Source organism: Pseudomonas sp. AKS31, assembly GCF_023634765.1.
GTDB lineage: Bacteria > Pseudomonadota > Gammaproteobacteria > Pseudomonadales > Pseudomonadaceae > Aquipseudomonas.
Genome location: NZ_JAMLFX010000008.1, coordinates 61,619 through 78,057, shown reverse-complemented (window position 1 = coordinate 78,057; position 16,439 = coordinate 61,619). Strand labels below are relative to the sequence as shown.

The window sequence follows — 16,439 nt, the reverse complement described above, 5'->3', positions numbered from 1 at the left end:
CCACCGGGTTGATCTGCTGGAATTGCTCGAAGTGGCGGAACACCGAGACCGACTCGTGTTCGAGGTCAATGCCAAGGCGTTTGGCGGAGATCGCCACGCGGCGCACGTAAGGGGAGTCCAGCATGCCGATCAGTTTCATGACGCGTTCCTTCAAGTCAAACCGGTGGGAAGGCATAACCTAGCCGACGTTGAGGCAATTGTCAGTCGTCGAAGCCGGGTTGTTCGTGAATCTCATCAACATTCAGTTCCAGCCGATACGCCACTGCCACAAACAGCGCCTGACACAAACACAACGTCGCACTCAGCGAGCGAAAGGCGAGGGCGCTGCCTTCGTTGACCAGCAATACGCTGTTGGCGAGTTTCGCCAGTGGCGAGAGGTGGCTGTCGGTGAGGATCAGGGTGTTGGCCTGCTGTTGTCGGGCGAAGCGCAGGCAGTGTTGGGTTTCCTTGGCGTAGGGCACGAAGCTGATGGCGATGACCAGATCGTTGGCGCGCACGCTGCGCATTTGCTCGCGATAGCTACCGCCCAGCCCCGAAACCAGGTGAATGCGCTTCTGAGTGTGTTGCAAGTTGTAAACGAGGTAGTCGGCGACGGCGAAGGAACGGCGCACGCCGACGACATAAATGTTGTCGGCGTTGACGATCAGCTCGACGGCTTTTTCGAACGCGGCGTCGTCGAGTTCGTGGCCCAGGCGTTCGATGCCTGAGCGCGTGGCGTCAATGCATTCGCGGGCGAGGTCGCCGGCGCTGACTTGCTGCGACTGGTTGGCGATCATGCTGCGGATGCGTTGCTGGTAGTTTTGCACCGGCGAGGCTTTGTGGGTGTAGGCGCTGCGGAACAGCGCCTGCATTTCGCTGAAGCCGCTGAAACCGAAGCGTTGCGAGAAGCGGACGATGGCGGACGGGTGGACTTCGCACTCGCGGGCGATGTCGCTGATGCGGTCGACCATGATCCGGTCGCTCTGCTGGCTGATGTAGCTGGCGATGCGTTTGAGTTGGCGCGGCAGGGCGTCGTATTCGTCGGTGATCAGTTGCAGCAGGCGCTCGGCATTGATCGGGGGGCTGGCGAGTGAAACCTCGTCGGTGGCCGGCAGATCGGGGCGGGGCATAGGTCATCCTTCAGGCTGATTGATCACGCGGTGAGCCTGATAGTAGGGGGGCTTTTGAGGTTCTGCTTTGCTGAAACGATGCAGTGCGTGGTAAAAAATTGCGTCTGAGCGCTGCGTGGTTAGCCGTTTGTCTTCTATATACAGCCGCTAGACTGAATTTCTTGCTATAAACGCACTCCGATGGCCGTGTGAACCCTGTGTCAGAGCAGTTTCCCGGCGTTGTCGGACAAATTCCCTGTATTTACAGTTGCTGAGGCCTCGATCGGGCCTTAGACTGCCGCCCCTCGTAAATTGAGTGCCGGGTGGCATTTGCAATAAACGATGCCTTTTCGCCGACCGCACGCGGTTCGCCGAAACGCTCCCTAATTCGCCTTAATGCACGTTTTTTTATAGAGATATCAATGACAAAGGACAAGTTGCTGGCCATGCCGGCAGATGACTACATGAATGCAGAGCAGCACGCTTTCTTCACTGAGCTGTTGCAGAACATGAAAGTCGAAACCCACGAGCGCATTGAGCAAAATCGTATCGCCATCGAAAGCCTGGACACTCCGGCTGACCCGGCGGACGCGGCTTCGGTTGAAGAAGAGCGCACTTGGCTGGTGAACGCGATCGATCGCGACCAGCGCATGCTGCCGCAACTGGAACAAGCCCTTGAGCGCATCAAGGAAGACAGCTTTGGCTGGTGCGACGACAGCGGCGAGGCCATTGGCCTGAAGCGCCTGCTGATCAGCCCGACCACCAAGTACTGCATCGAAGCTCAAGAGCGTCACGAGCAGATCGACAAGCACCAGCGTCAGGCCTGATTCTGTGGGGTGACCCTTTCAACAGGGGCGCCTTGAAAAGATCGCAGCCTTCGGCAACTCCTACACGGGCGTTGCTGAAGGCTGCGATCTTTGTTTTTGCTCGTCTTTCATAATCTCAAGCTGTTCCATTGACCTGCCACAGACCCCACGACTAACGGACCATGGATAATGGCGTTGTAGTGGCGTTTAATGCAGTCACAATAATGAGAACAAGCGTGGGGTGTTGATATGACGAGAGACGGATCTCTGGTTGGGGCTTTGCCTGCACCAGTGCTTTTGCCGAAAAACCGCTGGATCGCGCCGACCCTGCAAAGCATCGCCCTGATGTTGTTGCTGGCCGGTATGTCCTTGGTCGAATGGTCGCTGTACATCGGCATGCCGCTGGCGGTGCTGATTGTCTGGCTGCCGCGCCTGCGCTCCCGCGCCATCCCCGATGTTCAGCCTGCCGACAGCGGCAGCGCCATTTCTGAGTTGACCCGAGATCTTTCCTACACCACCAGTCATAACGCCTTGTCGGCGGCCGGTGTGGCGTTTTCGGTCAAGGAACTGGCGAGCAAACTCGAATCGCAACTCGATGCGGCGGCGCAGATCGTCAGCAACGCCGAGGTGATGATCGCCACCGAACAAGCCACATCGCAGCTCAGCCGTGAAGCGCTGGCCGCTGCCAGTGAGGCGCATCACAGCAGCGCGGCGGGTCGCACGGAACTGGTGGATTCGATCACGCGCATGCATCAGCTCAGTCAGCGCGCCAATGCCAGCCGTGAATTGATCGAAGCCTTGAGCCTGCGCAGCGATGATATTCAGCGCGTGACCCTGGTGATTCAGTCGATTGCCAGCCAGACCAATCTGCTCGCGTTGAACGCAGCGATCGAGGCGGCACGGGCCGGTGAGCATGGGCGCGGTTTTGCCGTGGTGGCGGATGAGGTGCGCGGGTTGGCGGCGCGCACAGCGTCGGCGACCGGTGAAGTCGGTGAGATGGTCGCTGATATACAACAACGCACGGCGCAGGTCGTGGAGCAGATTCGCGAACTGTCCAGCGATCTGCAGACCGGTGTCGAGCAGGTCGAACATACCGGTCAACATCTGGAGAACATCGCGCGACTGGCTGCCGGGGTGGAAAGCCAGGTCGGAGAAATCGCTCAGGGTGCAGAAACCAATCGCGAGCAACTCGACAGTCTGTTCAAGGCCATCGAACAGATGCGTAGCGACCTGGCGATCAGCGATCAACAGACCCGCCGCCTCGCCGAAGCCGCAGTGCAAATGGAAGGGCAGGCGGAAACCATCAGCGAGCGTCTGGCCGAAGTCGGTCTGGATGACTATCACCAGCGCATCTACGATCTGGCCCGCGACGGGGCGAGCCAGATTGCCGCGCGTTTCGAAGCGGATGTCGAGCAGGGAAAGATAAGCCTCGAGGATCTGTTCGATCGCCAGTATCAGCCGATTCCGAATACCCAACCGGCGAAGTTTCAAACCCGTTTCGACCGTTACACCGATCAGGTGCTGCCGGCGATTCAGGAGCCGTTGTTGCCGCGTCACGAGGGACTGGTGTTCGCCATTGCCTGCACGCAGCAGGGTTATGTGCCAACGCACAATCAGCTTTTCAGTCAGCCGCTGACTGGTGATGCGCAGGTCGATGCGGTGAACAATCGCACCAAACGCAAGTTTGCCGACCGCACAGGCATTCGCTGCGGCAGTCATCAACAACCGGTGTTATTGCAGACCTACACTCGCGACACCGGTGAGCTGATGCATGACTTGTCGGTGCCGATCATGGTCAAGGGGCGTCACTGGGGTGGATTGCGTCTGGGCTATAAGCCGGAAAAACCGCGCTGAGGGATTGTTACTTGCGGTGCAATGAATCTGTGCACGGAGCTTGCTGTTTCCGCTCGAAAGAAACCATTAATCTCCCCGCTTAGTTAGGTTGCTAATGATTTCGGGGGCTGCATGCAGTGCAGAGTTGATGTTGCTGTGATGATCGGCAGTGGCGTGCCGGCCGGTTTGCGCGCGTTGGGGCGGAGCGTGTGCTGGGTGGTTTTGCTCAATGGCGAGCGTCGCGGAACTGCGTTTGCCAGTCGCGACGAGGCCGAGGAGTGCAAGGCTGCGTGGCTCGCGCAGTTGCACGCCGAGCCGGGTGACAGCCTTCACTGACTTCTGATTACTTGCCGTCGTGCAGGCGCACATTCAGCTCATCGACCATCACCGCTTCTTCGCCATCGGCCCTTAGCCATTCCTTGAGCAATTGCGCCTGTTGTGGCGTCCAGAAATCGGCGTCAATCAGTTTGGTGTTGGCATCCAGCGGATGTGCCTCGATGAAATCGTCGATTGCAGTACCTTCTGAAGGCAACCCCAGTTGATCGAACAGGGTTTTCAGATCGTAGGCTGGAAGTTCCATCGTGTACTCCTTCGGTAGGCGCCGGTATGGCGCGGTGGGTCGCTCTCTTTATCTGAGGCAACCGCTCGCCAGGAGTTCGATCTTTGACTCAAGTGAGCGGGCGAGGGCGCAGGCTTCGTTGTGATCCTCGCGGAAACCTCTTACGCGCCCGGTCGATGTTTCCTTTATATGGAAAAAGGCGTTGCCGGCGGGTACGACCTGGAAACGCGGATAATCGTCGTTGATCGTGGTGGCACGCAGTATCAGCGGCGATTCGATCCGGGCGTCAACGGCCATGGCAAAGTGAGTCCGAGTGCACATATGAAGTCCTTTTCATCAGTTGGCCGGTATTTACCGGCCGTTTCGGGTAGTCGGAATGAGCATCGCTGCTCTAGAATCGCCAGTACCTGTTGACGACAGGGCTTATCTAAAGCAATTTTTCGCCAGCGATATGTCGGAGAAGTGCTTTTTTTCGTGAGAATTTTCCCTAAAGTTCGTAGTCAGACTGCTCTTGCTGACGCTGAGGAATTTTCCTTCAGGTTTTGGCGACATCGGGATGAGTTTCCCGGGTGACAATCCAGTAGTCTTACCAACCTCGCGTTGAATGAGCACTCTGCTCGATTCGGGCTTTTTGATTTGTTTGCAGTGACATCGGCCTGGCCGTTTTTTTGCCGTGCGCGTTTTCCGTGTGCGGTTTTTTCAGATGTGGGGATGTTTCTTTGGCAGTCAGTAATCTCGATATGCATGCTTTGTTCGTGTTGGGTGATTTGCGTGCAAAGCTGGTCAAGCTGTTTCAGTCGCGTTTTGTTTACATCACCGAGCAGAACGCCGAAGGCATTTACGTGGCCGAGATCGACACCGAAAGTGCCTTGGTGGTCGATGACAAACCGGGGCTCAAGCTCAAGGTCGGCGATCATTTCAGCGCATCGGTCTTGCCCAGCCGCGAAGGCGGCAAGATGGATATCCGTTTTCGCGAAATCAAACTCACGGTCTATGGGCTGGGCGATTACGCTTTCGTCGAAACCGCTGACGGCCACGCGATCCTGTTCAAGGAAGGCCATAGCGTGGTGACGGTGTTCGCCGCCCATGAGCAATTGCAAGAAGGCCTGACCAAGACCCTGAAAGCCGTGACCGCCAAAGCCGCCAAGTGGCGCAAAGGCGAACTGGTGACGTTCAAGGCCAGCGAGTGAACCGCGCGGATTTCCATGCGCAGAACCTCGACACTGCACGCGAGGAAGCGTTGCGTTTGTTCGCCGCCAAGGCGGAACTGCAGGGCGCATGGCTGAGTTGGGTGGCTGCGCAGATCTATCAGTTGCGCCCCGCGGAATACGCCAGCATGGTCAGACGCGAGCTGCAAAGCTTGCAGGAAAAGTCTGATTCATAACCTCGTCCGCAGCATGGCCCGGAAAAAGCAGGAACCTCGGCTACAGTCAGTTGACTGAGTATTCAGAGGCTTGCGGTCTTCTGTCAGGCCATCCTGCCATTGCTGTGAACAGCACGAGGTGCATGCATGAACGGATTTCGACGGTTATTGGCCGCCAGCGTGGCGACGTTCGGTTTGCTGACGTCAGCGCCATCGGTGATGGCCGCCCAGGCGCCGATTCACTTTGCCGATCTGAACTGGGAAAGCGGCAGCCTGATTACCGATGTTCTGCGGATCATCGTCGAGAAGGGCTATGGCTTGCCGACCGACACCTTGCCTGGCACCACCATCACGCTGGAAACCGCCCTGGCCAACAATGACATTCAGGTCATTGGCGAGGAGTGGGCCGGGCGCAGTCCGGTGTGGGTCAAGGCCGAGGCGGAAGGCAAAGTCGTCAGTCTGGGCGATACCGTCAAAGGTGCTACCGAGGGCTGGTGGGTGCCGGAGTACGTGATCAAGGGCGACCCGGCCAAGGGCATCAAGCCGCTGGCGCCGGATCTGCGCAGCGTCAGTGATCTGAAAAAGTACAAGGACGTGTTCAAAGATCCGGAAGCCCCGAGCAAGGGACGCTTCCTCAACAGCCCGATTGGCTGGACCTCGGAAGTGGTCAACAAGCAGAAGTTGACGGCTTACGGGCTGCAGGATGACTACACCAATTTCCGCAGTGGCTCGGGGGCGGCGCTGGACGCTGAGATCAGCTCCTCGATTCGTCGCGGCAAACCTGTGCTGTTTTACTACTGGTCACCGACACCGCTATTGGGCAAGTTCAAACTGGTGCAGCTGGAAGAGCCGCCGTTTGATGCCGAAGCCTGGAAGACCCTGACTGACGCCGATAATCCCAATCCAAAACCGACCCGGTCGCTGGCGTCGAAGCTGTCGATTGGTGTGTCTACGCCGTTCCAGAAGCAATATCCGCAGATTGCCGAATTCTTCAGCAAAGTGGATTTTCCCATCGAACCGTTGAACAAGGCGCTGGCGGACATGAGCGAGAAGCACACAGCGCCGCGTGATGCGGCGGTGGCATTCATGAGGGCGCATCCGGATGTGTGGCAGGCCTGGTTGCCGAAGGATGTGGCGGAGAAGGTTTCCGCTGATCTGAAATAGAGGCTGTAGCGCCCGGCCTCATCGCGGGCAAGCCCGCTCCCACAGGTATTGTTGTCGAATGCAAATTCTATGTACGACACCAAACACTGTGGAAGCGGGCTTGCCCGCGATGCTTTTAAAACTTCGTCTGCACCGCCAGTTCGAAGGTGCGCGGTGTACCCAGGTAATACGCCGGCGAAACATGCGCAAACTCGGCATACACCTCATTGGTCAGGTTGCGCACGCGCCCGGTCACGGTGGTGTGCGAATCAACCTTGTAGCTGAGGAAACTGCCGAACAATGTGTACGACGGCACCGTCATGGTGTTGGCCGTGTCGGCATACACCGACGCCACATACCGTGCATCCACCCCACCTTGCCATTGCGGCGAAAAATCATACGTCAGCCACAGATTGCCAACCCGATCCGGTACGTTGGTCGGCGTGTTGCCCTTGCGTGACACCACCACGCCGGCGGCATTCTTTTCGGTGAAATCATCGTATTGCGCATCGACCCAGGCGAAGTTGCCTTCGGCCAACAGCTTGTCGGTGATCCGCAAAGAACTGGCAATCTCTACACCTTTCGACGTCTGCTGACCGACCGGAATGCTGCTGGTCGGGTCCAGCGGATCGGTCACGGCGAAGTCTTTTCGCTCGATGGTGTAGGCGGCAATCGTCGCCGAGCCGAGCCCGTTCAGATAATCAAATTTGCTGCCAATCTCCCATTGCTTGCCGGTGGAGACGTCGAAGTTCTGTGTGCCGTTTGGTTGTTCGGCGGCGGTGCTGTATTGCACGTAAACGTTGGCCGATGGAATGAATTGGTACGTCAGGCCGGCGCGACCGGTAACCGGCTCCCAACTGCGCTTGAGGTGTTTCGGGTTGGCAGCGGTGACGGTGCGATGGTTGGTCACGTCGAGGTCGATATCGTCGTAACGCAGACCTGTGAGCAGCGACAGTTTGTCGGTCAACGCCAGACGGTTTTCTACGAACAACGCCTTGGTGGTGACCTCGTTGGTCTTGTCGCTGATCAGTTTGGGGTTGGTGCCGGGGATATCGTAGAAATGCCCCGGACGATAATTGTTTGGGTCCACCGTGCTCGCACCTTTGACGTTCAGCGGCGAATTGGTGGTCTGGTTGACCTTGTATTCGAAGCCCCCCGACCACGTCGTGTCGAGGCCGAACAGTGTGTTGTCGTGACGCAGTTCGAACTGGTTGCCGTTCTGCTCACCCTGATGGCGCACCTGATACGCAGTGGAGCGATTCACCGCAGTGTTGTCGGCGGTGTACTGGTAGGTCTCGAGGTTGCGGTAATCGCGCTGGCTGTCGAGGTGATACAGCGTGTTGCGCAGGGTGGTGTTGTCGTTGATCCGGTAGTCGATGATCGAGCGAACCCAGATCGTCCGCTGTTCGTAGCGACCGTCCTCAACGTTGTAGTTGTTGAAGCGATTGTGTTTATCGATCTTCAATTCGCCGGCCTTGGGATTGAGCACGGGCGTGCCCCAGTACGGACTGTCTTCGTGTTCATCCTGATATTCCAGGGCCAGCGTGTGCGACAGGTCGGGCGTGAGGTCGCTGAGCAGCGAGAACGCCACGCTCCAGGCATCGCGCTCCTGACGGTCGATGTAACCGTTGCTGGTGTTGTGACTGACGTCGAGGCGCGCGTAGTGCTGCACGTCGGCGCTCGGGTCGGTGAGGGCGTGGTTGAGGCCGAATGCGGTTTCGCTGGTGTCGTAGGTGCCGTAGCTGACCCGGCCTTCAACCGCTTGCTCATCGCGGGTGGCCAGTTTGGTCACGTAGTTCAGCGAACCGCCCACCGAGCCTGCGCCGTTGATCAGCGATGACGGGCCACCGAGCAGTTCCACCCGATCATAGATCCAGGAATCAACCGGCCGCGCGAGGCCGCCGGAAACGTTGATGCCATTGAACATCTGAGTGATCTGGCTGCTGGTGAAACCGCGATAGGAAACGAACCCGCCGAACCCCGGCGGTGCGCTGGCGTTGACCCCGGGCAGGGTGTTGGCGGCGTCCTGGAAGTTCTGTGCGCCGTGGCGTTCGATGTCGTTGCGATTGGCGATGGCCACCGACGCCGGCGTGTCGCGCACGCTCAAGCCGAGGCGCGAGGCCATGCCGCTGGATTGGTCGAGGCTCAGGCCCGGTTCGGCACCGGACTCGCCATCGATGGTGATCGGCGCCAGATCCACGGTGGATTGCGCCCAGACGTTAACGGACAGGCAGCCGCACAGGCTCGCCAGCAGAGTGAGTTGTTTCATCATTGAATCCTGAATGCTTGTCTAGGAGTCAGCGCACAGGCGAACGCGGCGCGTTGGCGCAGTGGGCTGACAAATCAAAAAGGCAGAGACACTCAGGCGAGCGGTGGGGCGCGAGGGTTGGCCGAAGGCCAGGTGAAGCGGGCAGGGAGGTCGGCGCTGACAATGGGCGCCAGTGGCGGGCTGTGTTGTTCCGGCAGGATCGCCAGGGTCAGGCTGGAGTTGAACGCCGGCCCCATGCCGCCGCCGACCGAGCACAGCGGGCAGCCAAATGCCTTGGACAGGGTGGGCAGTTGTTCTTCGCCGGGATTGCTGGCAAGCGGCGCTTGGGTGGCCGGGTCGACGGTACAGAACTGGCCGCCGATACCGTTGAGCTGCATGCCGACCATTTGTCCGTGACCGATGCTGCAGGCGAACACGTTGAACAGGACGCAGCAATAGAGCATCCAGGCCAGCAGTGAGCGATCGGAACGGGAGAATTTCATGGGGCGGCACTTTACCGTACCGCTGATCGGTCGTGCACTTGAAAAAAATGCGACTAGGATGATTTGTTCAAATCCCTTTCCAAGGATTTCAACCATGACCTTTGTGTTGGCTCAATGGCTGGTGACAACGTTCGCGGTGATCGCCTTGATGCACGTGTATTGGGCGCTGGGTGGGCAGTGGGCGGCTGCGGTGGTGGTGCCGCAGGTGCCCGTGCGCGGTTTTGTCGCAACGGTGAGGCCGGCGTTCAACCCGTCGGGATGGCTAACGTTGATCGTGGCGGCGGCGTTGCTGGTGATTGCGGCGTTGGTGTGCATGCGGGTTGGCTGGGGAATGCCAGCGGTGACGCACAAGGCGCTGCAATGGGTGATCAGCGCGATTGCGCTGTTGATGTTCGCCCGGGCGATTGGTGATTCGAATCTGGTCGGGTTCTTCAAGGAGGTGAAGGATTCGCGGTTTGCGCGGCTCGACACCTGGGTGTATTCGCCGTTGTGTGCGGTGTTGGGGGCGGGGTTGTTGGCGGTGGCTTGGGTCTAGAAAAGCAAGATCAAAAGATCGCAGCCTTCGGCAACTCCTACAGGGGGGGAGCGCATTCCAATGTAGGAGCTGCCGAAGGCTGCGATCTTCTAACGGTTCAGCTACCGCTCTCGGTGCGGCGGCTGCTCACCTCGGCCGGCACATCATCCCCAGCCATGCGCTTGCGGAACAATGCTGCCCGCGCAAGCAACAAGGTAGTCACGGGCACTGTGATCGCCAGCAAAATCGGAATCAGCCAGGCATGTATGACCGGCCCGGACTTCAGCGCCGAAAAGCAGATGATCGACGCCAGCGCCACACACCAGGCGCCCAGCGTCGAAGCCAGTGCCGGTGGGTGCATGCGCTGGAAGTAATCCTTCATGCGCAACAAACCGATCGCGCCGATCAGCGCAAAAAGGCCGCTGAGCACCAGCAGGATAGCCACCGGAATCTCGATCCATAGCGACAATTCAGCATTCATTCGATCACCTCGCCACGCAGCAGGAATTTCGCCAGGGCAAACGAGCCGACGAAGCCGAACAGCGCGATCAGCAGCGCCGCTTCGAAGTAAGTGTCACTGGAGTAGCGAATGCCCAGGGTCAGCATCATCAGCATGGCGACGATGTACAGATAGTCCAGCGCCAGGACCCGATCCTGCGCCGACGGGCCTTTGAACAGGCGCACCAGGGTCAGCACCATGGCCAGCGAGAACAGGAACAGCGTCAGCAGGATCGCGTTCGACAGTAATGGGCTCATTCGAAGATCTCCATCAACGGCCGCTCGTAGGTGCTTTTGAAGTGCTCGATGAATTGCGCTTCGTCATCCAGATCCCAGACGTGCAGCAACAGAATGCTGCGATCCAGCGCCAGCTCTGACCACACCGTACCGGGGACCACCGTGCAGATCATCGCCAGCGTTGCGAGGCCGTGGGCATCGCGCAAGTCCAGCGGGACTTTGACGAAGCCCGAGCGCGGAGGGCGGCGGCCGGCGTTAAGTACGCCCCACGCGACGATCAGGTTGGACATCACCACGTCACGACCGACGACCAGGAACAGGCGCAGAATCGTCCCCGGCCGGCGAATGCGCACTTGTTTCGGGCGCAGCTTGCGCATCATCAATGGCGCTGCAAAACCCAATATCGCGCCGAGCAGCAGATTGCCCGGGCTGATCGACAGGTTCAGGGTCAGCCACAAAGCACACAGCGCCAGCGACAACAACGGTGCAGGAAACACTCGCTTCATGGCTGCACCTCCAGCATGGCCGATTTGGCTTCCGGACTTGGCACGGCGCGAGTGCCGAGCACCGCCATCACATATTGCTGCGGATTGTTCAGCGCCTCGGCGGTGGCCTGGGTGTAACGCAGCAGCGGCTCAGCCTTGAAGGTCAGAACAATGCTCAGCCCCAGCAGCAGAAAGATCGGTGCGCATTCGAGTTTGCGCAGCAGCGGCGAAGGGCGCTCCTCAGGTGTCCAGAAGCGCTGGATGCCGAGGCGCGAGAACGCCATCAACGACGTCAGCCCGGTGAGGATCAGCAGCGCCAGCAACGCCCACGCCGCGTTGGATATTGGCGCGCCAGTGCCCAGGCTCAGCGGATTGAGCAAGGCGCCGATCAGGCTGAGTTTGCCGATAAAACCTGACAGCGGCGGCATGCCGATGATCAGCAGTGCACAGGCGATGAAGCTCAAACCGAGGAACGCCATGGTCCACGGGATGACCTGACCGACCACGGCTTTCTGCTCGTCATCGAGGTTGATGCCTTTGGGCGGTTGCAGGGACTCCTGCGGGCGCGGCAGCAGTTCGCTTTCGTCTTCGAGCGGGATCTCGTTGGCCGAACGCGAGCGTTCGATCAACTCGGCCAGCAGGAACAGTGCACTCAGCGCCAGGGTCGAGCTGACCAGATAGAACAGCGCTGCGCCGATCAGGTTCGGCTGGGCGAAACCGACGGCGGACAGCAGAATTCCCGCCGACACCAGAATGCTCAGGCTGGCCATGCGCTCCAGTCGTTGTGCGGCAAGAACTGCCAGCGCGGCGCAGGCCATGGTCGCCATGCCGCCGTAGATCAGCCAGTCGCCACCAAAGAATGCCGAGGCTCCGGCCTGCCCGGAAAACAGCAGCGTCCACAGGCGCAGCAAGGTGTACACGCCGACCTTGGTCATGATCGCGAACATCGCCGCGACCGGCGCACTGGCCGAGGAATAGGCCGGCACCAGCCAGAAGTTCAGCGGCCACATGCCGGCCTTGGCCAGGAACGCTACCGCGAGAATCCCCGCGCCGGCGTGCAACAAACCACGGTCGGCTTCCGGCACCAGCGGAATCTTCAGCGCCAGATCGGCCATGTTCAGCGTGCCGGTGACACCATAGATCAGCGCCGCGCCAATCAGGAACAACGACGAGGCGAGCAGGTTGATCGAGATGTAATGCAGCCCTGACGAGACCCGCGCCCGCCCCGAACCATGCAACAACAGGCCATAAGAGGCGGCGAGCAACACTTCAAAGAACACGAACAGGTTGAACAGATCCGCCGTCAGGAATGCGCCATACAGGCCCATCAACTGAATCTGGAATAACGCATGGAAGCTTGAACCGGCGCCGTCCCAACGGGCCATGGCAAACAGCAGGGCGCTGACACCGATGATCCCGGTCAGCACCAGCATCAGTGCCGACAGACGATCGACCACCAGCACGATGCCGAACGGCGCCTGCCAGTTGCCCGGCAGGTAAACGCCGATGGACCCGGGCACGCCGGTGGTTTGCGTCCACTGCAGCAACAGCACCGAAATGAACAGGCCGACGAGGCTGGAGAACAGGTTGATTTTCGCCTTGAGCGGTCGGTGCCGTTCTCCGAGCATCAGCATGATCGCGGCAGTCAGCAGCGGCAGCAGAATCGGTGCGGCGATCAGGTGAGTCATCGCCATCATTCTTTAGGCTCCCGGCCGTCAACGTGGTCGGTGCCAGTCAAACCGCGCGAGGCGAGCAACACGACGAGGAACAGCGCGGTCATGGCGAAGCTGATGACAATTGCGGTCAGCACCAATGCCTGTGGCAGCGGGTCGGTGTAATGCAGCAAATCCTGTGTCACGCCGTCCTTGATCACCGGCTCCTTGCCGATGAACAGGCTGCCCATGCTGAAGATGAACAGATTGACGCCATACGACAGCAGGCACAGGCCCATGACCACCTGGAACGTCCGTGGCCGCAGGATTAGCCAGACGCCCGACGCGGCGAGCACGCCGATGGCGATTGCGATGACTTCTTCCATCAGACGGCTCCTTTGCTGGCGACGGACTTGGGCAGCGATGCGGTCTTGTGACCCCGCACCGATTGGTGGGCGAGGGCGGTGAGGATCAACAGTGTCGAACCGACCACCACACCGTACACGCCGATATCGAAGAACAACGCGCTGGCGACATGGATGTCACCCAGCAGCGGCAAGGTGAAGTGCCAGGTGTGCGTGGTCAGGAACGGATAACCGACCAGCATCGCGCCCAGGCCGGTGGCGGTCGCAAACAGCAAACCGGTGCCCATCCAGCGCAACGGGCGCAGGCTCATTTGCGCCTCGACCCACTGGGTGCCGGCGACCATGTATTGCAGGATGAACGCTACCGACATCACCAGACCGGCGACGAAACCGCCACCCGGTTGGTTGTGCCCGCGCATGAACAGGTAGCACGACACCACCAGCGCTACCGGCAGCAACAAGCGCACCAGCACTGCCGGCACCATCATGAAGCCGAGCGCGGTGTCGCTGGCCGAACGCGGGTTGACCAGATCGGTGACCACGTCCGGCGCCAGCAGGCGTTGCTGGGCTGGCAGTTGCAGGCTTTCTTTCGGTGGGCGGAAGCGGCGCAGCAGGGCGAACACAGTCAGCGCCACGGCGACCAGCACGGTGATTTCGCCAAGGGTGTCGAAGCCACGGAAATCCACCAGCATTACGTTGACCACGTTGCTGCCGCCGCCCTCAGGCATGGCGCGGCTCAGGTAGAACGAGGAGATGTCGTTCGGCGTTTGCCGCGTCAGCATCGCGTAGGACAGCAGCGCCATGCCGCCGCCGACGGCAATCGACAGCAGCAAGTCGCGCAGACGGCGAATGCGTGCCTTGCGCAGGCTGCTTGGCAGTGGCGAGACTTCTTCGATACGGCGTGGCAGCCAACGCAGACCGAGCAGGATCAGCACGGTGGTGACGACTTCGACCGCCAGTTGCGTCAGGGCCAGATCGGGAGCGGAGAACCAGACGAAGGTCACGCAGGTCATCAATCCGCAGACGCTGACCATGGTCAGGGCGGCGAGACGGTGGTATTTGGCCTGCCACGCGGCGCCGAGGGCGCAGGCGATGGCCAGCAACCACAGGGTCACGAAGACGATCGAGCCGGGAATCTTCGGCCGGTCGCCCCAGCTCAGGCTGCTGTGCAACATCGGGATCAGTCCGGCGAGCACTGCCGCCAATACCATCAGGAACAATTGCATCTGCAGACGCTTGGTGCCGAGTCGCCGCTCCAGGCGTCGGGCCAGGCGCATCATCACCACCAGACTGCGCTCGAACAGGCGCTTGCCGTTGAAGCGGCCCACCAGTGGCGGATACTTGAAGCGCCCGCGCTTGAGCTGATTGCGTAGCAACAGATAGACGATGATGCCGCCGGACATGGCGATCAGGCTCATGATCATCGGCGCATTCAGGCCGTGCCAGATTGCCAGGCTGTATTCCGGTAGCGTGCCGCCAACCACTGGCAATGCCGCTGCCGCAAGCAGTGGCCCGACGATCTGCGCCGGGAAAATCCCCACCAGCAAACAAGTGAACACCAGCAACTCGACCGGCGCACGCATCCAGCGCGGCGGTTCGTGCGGGGTGTGTGGCAGGTCGGTGGCCGGCGGGCCGAAGAACACATCGACGGTGAAACGCAGGGAATAGGCAACGCTGAATGTACCGGCGATGGTCGCAACAATCGGCAGTGCTGCTTCGACCCACGCCGTGGCATTGATGAACACGGTTTCGGCGAAGAACATTTCTTTCGACAGGAAGCCGTTAAGCAGCGGCACACCCGCCATCGAGGCACTGGCCACCATGGCCAGCGTTGCGGTGAACGGAATCAGTTTGATCAGGCCGCTGAGTTTGCGGATGTCACGGGTGCCGCTTTCGTGGTCGATGATGCCGGCGGCCATGAACAGCGAGGCTTTGAACGTCGCATGGTTGAGAATGTGGAACACCGCCGCCACTGCCGCCAGCGGACTGTTGAGACCCAGCAGCAGGGTGATCAGGCCGAGGTGGCTGATGGTCGAGTACGCGAGCAGACCTTTGAGATCGTTCTGGAACATCGCGCAATAGGCGCCGAGCAACAGCGTACAGGCGCCGGCCCCACTGACGATGTAGAACCATTCTTCACTGCCGGACAGCGACGGCCACAGCCGCGCAAGCAGGAATACCCCGGCCTTGACCATGGTGGCCGAGTGCAGATAAGCCGAAACCGGTGTCGGCGCCGCCATTGCGTGGGGCAGCCAGAAGTGGAAGGGGAACTGCGCACTTTTGCTAAGTGCGCCAACAAGAATGAGGGGTAAAAGAATAGGGTAGAGGGCGTGTGCACGAATCATGTCGCCGGCGGCCAGGACCTTGTCGAGGTCATAGCTGCCGACGACATGGCCGAGAATCATGACCCCCGCCAGCAGGCATAACCCGCCGGCACCGGTGACCATCAACGCCATATAAGCGCCGCGACGGGCGTCGGCGCGGTGGTGCCAATAGCCGATCAACAGGAACGAGAAGAGGCTGGTCAGCTCCCAGAAAAACACGATCTGAATCAGGTTGCCGGAGATGACCAGACCGAGCATGGCGCCCATGAACGCCAGAAAAAACGCGAAGAAACGCGGCACCGGATCGTCCGGCGACATGTAATAACGGGCATACAGAGAAACCAGCGTGCCGATGCCAAGCACCAGCATCGAGAACAGCCAGGCGAAGCCGTCCATGCGCAGGACGAAGTTCAGACCGAGGCTGGGCAGCCACATGAATTCTTCGCGAATCACGCCGCCATGGGCAATCTGCGGGTACAACATCGCGACCTGGACGGTGCCGATCAAAGCGACCAGACCTGCCAGCAGGGATTCGGTATTACGCGCATTGTGTGGCAGCACCGCTGCCAGACAGCTGCCAATGAATGGCAGAAGCAGTAGAACTATCAGGGACATAGGCTTCTAATCTGCGGAAGTTTGTGAAGCATCATACGTGCCAGCTCCCCGATCACCAAACGCAAGGATGTCTCAGAATCCTACAAAGTAGTCTGGGATTTTCTGTTTGGCATTGTTTCAGGGGCAGCGATGTTGTGGCAGGTGGCCCTTTCGCGAGCAGGCTCGCTCCCACATTGCAATGTATTTCAAAATGTGGGAGCGAGCCT

19 protein-coding genes are annotated in these 16,439 nt (G+C 59.8%); 7 read left to right on the top strand and 12 right to left on the bottom strand.

Features of this window, described 5'->3' with window-relative positions:
• Positions 1-139 (bottom strand): glutathione S-transferase N-terminal domain-containing protein (locus tag M9827_RS19670; protein ID WP_250606874.1); only part of this gene is annotated, 139 nt, incomplete at its 3' end.
• Between the two features lie 61 nt (positions 140-200).
• Entirely contained in the window at positions 201-1,109 is a 909-nt protein-coding gene (locus tag M9827_RS19665; RefSeq protein WP_250606730.1) for a MurR/RpiR family transcriptional regulator, read from the bottom strand.
• 401 nt (positions 1,110-1,510) lie between these two features.
• Here M9827_RS19665 and M9827_RS19660 point away from each other — a divergent pair, with 401 nt between their 5' ends.
• The 3 genes from M9827_RS19660 (at position 1,511) to M9827_RS19650 (ending at position 4,063) form a co-directional block, all read left to right on the top strand.
• A complete protein-coding gene (locus tag M9827_RS19660) occupies positions 1,511-1,915 on the top strand; it encodes a TraR/DksA family transcriptional regulator (RefSeq protein WP_003225981.1) in 405 nt (134 codons plus the stop codon).
• 228 nt (positions 1,916-2,143) lie between these two features.
• Positions 2,144-3,748: a methyl-accepting chemotaxis protein gene (locus M9827_RS19655; protein ID WP_250606729.1), complete on the top strand. Its 1,605-nt coding sequence runs from the start codon at positions 2,144-2,146 to the stop codon at positions 3,746-3,748.
• A gap of 111 nt (positions 3,749-3,859) precedes the next feature.
• The gene (locus tag M9827_RS19650; RefSeq protein WP_250606728.1) at positions 3,860-4,063 is read left to right on the top strand and encodes a hypothetical protein; all 204 of its coding nucleotides are present in this window, start codon (positions 3,860-3,862) and stop codon (positions 4,061-4,063) included.
• A 7-nt stretch (positions 4,064-4,070) separates the two neighbouring features.
• Here the strand turns inward: M9827_RS19650 and M9827_RS19645 are convergent, their stop codons facing one another.
• Together M9827_RS19645 and M9827_RS19640 are read right to left on the bottom strand one after the other, a co-directional pair.
• The gene (locus tag M9827_RS19645) at positions 4,071-4,307 is read right to left on the bottom strand and encodes a DUF2789 family protein (RefSeq protein WP_250606727.1); all 237 of its coding nucleotides are present in this window, start codon (positions 4,305-4,307) and stop codon (positions 4,071-4,073) included.
• A 48-nt stretch (positions 4,308-4,355) separates the two neighbouring features.
• Entirely contained in the window at positions 4,356-4,607 is a 252-nt protein-coding gene (locus tag M9827_RS19640) for a hypothetical protein (protein ID WP_250606726.1), read from the bottom strand.
• 419 nt (positions 4,608-5,026) lie between these two features.
• On the opposite strand from M9827_RS19640, the gene M9827_RS19635 reads away from it, so the two are divergent.
• From M9827_RS19635 to M9827_RS19625, 3 genes are all read left to right on the top strand, one after another.
• Positions 5,027-5,476 carry a hypothetical protein gene (locus M9827_RS19635; RefSeq protein WP_250606873.1) on the top strand — a complete coding sequence of 150 codons (450 nt, stop codon included), beginning with the start codon at positions 5,027-5,029 and terminating at the stop codon, positions 5,474-5,476.
• Positions 5,473-5,670, top strand: a complete 198-nt coding sequence (locus tag M9827_RS19630; protein WP_250606725.1) for a hypothetical protein — start codon at positions 5,473-5,475, stop codon at positions 5,668-5,670. Before M9827_RS19635 ends, M9827_RS19630 begins: the two co-directional genes overlap by 4 nt.
• A gap of 126 nt (positions 5,671-5,796) precedes the next feature.
• Positions 5,797-6,813: an ABC transporter substrate-binding protein gene (locus tag M9827_RS19625; protein ID WP_250606724.1), complete on the top strand. Its 1,017-nt coding sequence runs from the start codon at positions 5,797-5,799 to the stop codon at positions 6,811-6,813.
• A 115-nt stretch (positions 6,814-6,928) separates the two neighbouring features.
• Here M9827_RS19625 and M9827_RS19620 read toward each other — a convergent pair whose 3' ends face one another.
• Together M9827_RS19620 and M9827_RS19615 are read right to left on the bottom strand one after the other, a co-directional pair.
• Positions 6,929-9,061 (bottom strand): TonB-dependent receptor, encoded by a 2,133-nt coding sequence (locus tag M9827_RS19620; RefSeq protein WP_250606723.1) that lies wholly within the window; start codon positions 9,059-9,061, stop codon positions 6,929-6,931.
• Between the two features lie 92 nt (positions 9,062-9,153).
• Complete coding sequence (locus M9827_RS19615) at positions 9,154-9,543, bottom strand: DUF2946 domain-containing protein (RefSeq protein WP_250606722.1); 390 nt, start codon at positions 9,541-9,543, stop codon at positions 9,154-9,156.
• Between the two features lie 94 nt (positions 9,544-9,637).
• On the opposite strand from M9827_RS19615, the gene M9827_RS19610 reads away from it, so the two are divergent.
• Complete coding sequence (locus M9827_RS19610; protein WP_123374948.1) at positions 9,638-10,078, top strand: DUF3995 domain-containing protein; 441 nt, start codon at positions 9,638-9,640, stop codon at positions 10,076-10,078.
• 97 nt (positions 10,079-10,175) lie between these two features.
• Here the strand turns inward: M9827_RS19610 and M9827_RS19605 are convergent, their stop codons facing one another.
• Genes M9827_RS19605 through M9827_RS19580 form a run of 6 tightly spaced genes read right to left on the bottom strand, consistent with a single transcriptional unit; the run spans position 10,176 to position 16,233 of the window.
• Complete coding sequence (locus M9827_RS19605; protein ID WP_007910752.1) at positions 10,176-10,538, bottom strand: Na+/H+ antiporter subunit G; 363 nt, start codon at positions 10,536-10,538, stop codon at positions 10,176-10,178.
• Positions 10,535-10,813 carry a K+/H+ antiporter subunit F gene (locus M9827_RS19600; RefSeq protein WP_007910754.1) on the bottom strand — a complete coding sequence of 93 codons (279 nt, stop codon included), beginning with the start codon at positions 10,811-10,813 and terminating at the stop codon, positions 10,535-10,537. Before M9827_RS19600 ends, M9827_RS19605 begins: the two co-directional genes overlap by 4 nt.
• A complete protein-coding gene (locus tag M9827_RS19595) occupies positions 10,810-11,298 on the bottom strand; it encodes a Na+/H+ antiporter subunit E (RefSeq protein WP_250606721.1) in 489 nt (162 codons plus the stop codon). Before M9827_RS19595 ends, M9827_RS19600 begins: the two co-directional genes overlap by 4 nt.
• Entirely contained in the window at positions 11,295-12,974 is a 1,680-nt protein-coding gene (locus M9827_RS19590; RefSeq protein ID WP_250606720.1) for a monovalent cation/H+ antiporter subunit D, read from the bottom strand. Before M9827_RS19590 ends, M9827_RS19595 begins: the two co-directional genes overlap by 4 nt.
• Positions 12,971-13,315 (bottom strand): Na+/H+ antiporter subunit C, encoded by a 345-nt coding sequence (locus M9827_RS19585; protein WP_007910763.1) that lies wholly within the window; start codon positions 13,313-13,315, stop codon positions 12,971-12,973. The genes M9827_RS19590 and M9827_RS19585 overlap by 4 nt, the downstream gene beginning before the upstream one ends.
• Positions 13,315-16,233, bottom strand: a complete 2,919-nt coding sequence (locus M9827_RS19580; RefSeq protein ID WP_250606719.1) for a monovalent cation/H+ antiporter subunit A — start codon at positions 16,231-16,233, stop codon at positions 13,315-13,317. The genes M9827_RS19585 and M9827_RS19580 overlap by 1 nt, the downstream gene beginning before the upstream one ends.
• Positions 16,234-16,439 lie beyond the last annotated feature (206 nt).

Bases quoted from the DNA above. Each gene is read 5' to 3' on its own strand.
- M9827_RS19615 (WP_250606722.1), bottom strand. From the start codon at position 9,543: ATGAAATTCTCCCGTTCCGATCGCTCACTGCTGGCCTGGATGCTCTAT.
- M9827_RS19655 (WP_250606729.1), top strand. From the start codon at position 2,144: ATGACGAGAGACGGATCTCTGGTTGGGGCTTTGCCTGCACCAGTGCTT.
- M9827_RS19595 (WP_250606721.1), bottom strand. From the start codon at position 11,298: ATGAAGCGAGTGTTTCCTGCACCGTTGTTGTCGCTGGCGCTGTGTGCT.
- M9827_RS19580 (WP_250606719.1), bottom strand. From the start codon at position 16,233: ATGTCCCTGATAGTTCTACTGCTTCTGCCATTCATTGGCAGCTGTCTG.
- M9827_RS19610 (WP_123374948.1), top strand. From the start codon at position 9,638: ATGACCTTTGTGTTGGCTCAATGGCTGGTGACAACGTTCGCGGTGATC.
- M9827_RS19620 (WP_250606723.1), bottom strand. From the start codon at position 9,061: ATGAAACAACTCACTCTGCTGGCGAGCCTGTGCGGCTGCCTGTCCGTT.
- M9827_RS19660 (WP_003225981.1), top strand. From the start codon at position 1,511: ATGACAAAGGACAAGTTGCTGGCCATGCCGGCAGATGACTACATGAAT.
- M9827_RS19600 (WP_007910754.1), bottom strand. From the start codon at position 10,813: ATGAGCCCATTACTGTCGAACGCGATCCTGCTGACGCTGTTCCTGTTC.
- M9827_RS19640 (WP_250606726.1), bottom strand. From the start codon at position 4,607: ATGTGCACTCGGACTCACTTTGCCATGGCCGTTGACGCCCGGATCGAA.
- M9827_RS19645 (WP_250606727.1), bottom strand. From the start codon at position 4,307: ATGGAACTTCCAGCCTACGATCTGAAAACCCTGTTCGATCAACTGGGG.
- M9827_RS19625 (WP_250606724.1), top strand. From the start codon at position 5,797: ATGAACGGATTTCGACGGTTATTGGCCGCCAGCGTGGCGACGTTCGGT.
- M9827_RS19665 (WP_250606730.1), bottom strand. From the start codon at position 1,109: ATGCCCCGCCCCGATCTGCCGGCCACCGACGAGGTTTCACTCGCCAGC.
- M9827_RS19605 (WP_007910752.1), bottom strand. From the start codon at position 10,538: ATGAATGCTGAATTGTCGCTATGGATCGAGATTCCGGTGGCTATCCTG.
- M9827_RS19635 (WP_250606873.1), top strand. From the start codon at position 5,027: ATGCATGCTTTGTTCGTGTTGGGTGATTTGCGTGCAAAGCTGGTCAAG.
- M9827_RS19585 (WP_007910763.1), bottom strand. From the start codon at position 13,315: ATGGAAGAAGTCATCGCAATCGCCATCGGCGTGCTCGCCGCGTCGGGC.
- M9827_RS19590 (WP_250606720.1), bottom strand. From the start codon at position 12,974: ATGATGGCGATGACTCACCTGATCGCCGCACCGATTCTGCTGCCGCTG.
- M9827_RS19650 (WP_250606728.1), top strand. From the start codon at position 3,860: ATGCAGTGCAGAGTTGATGTTGCTGTGATGATCGGCAGTGGCGTGCCG.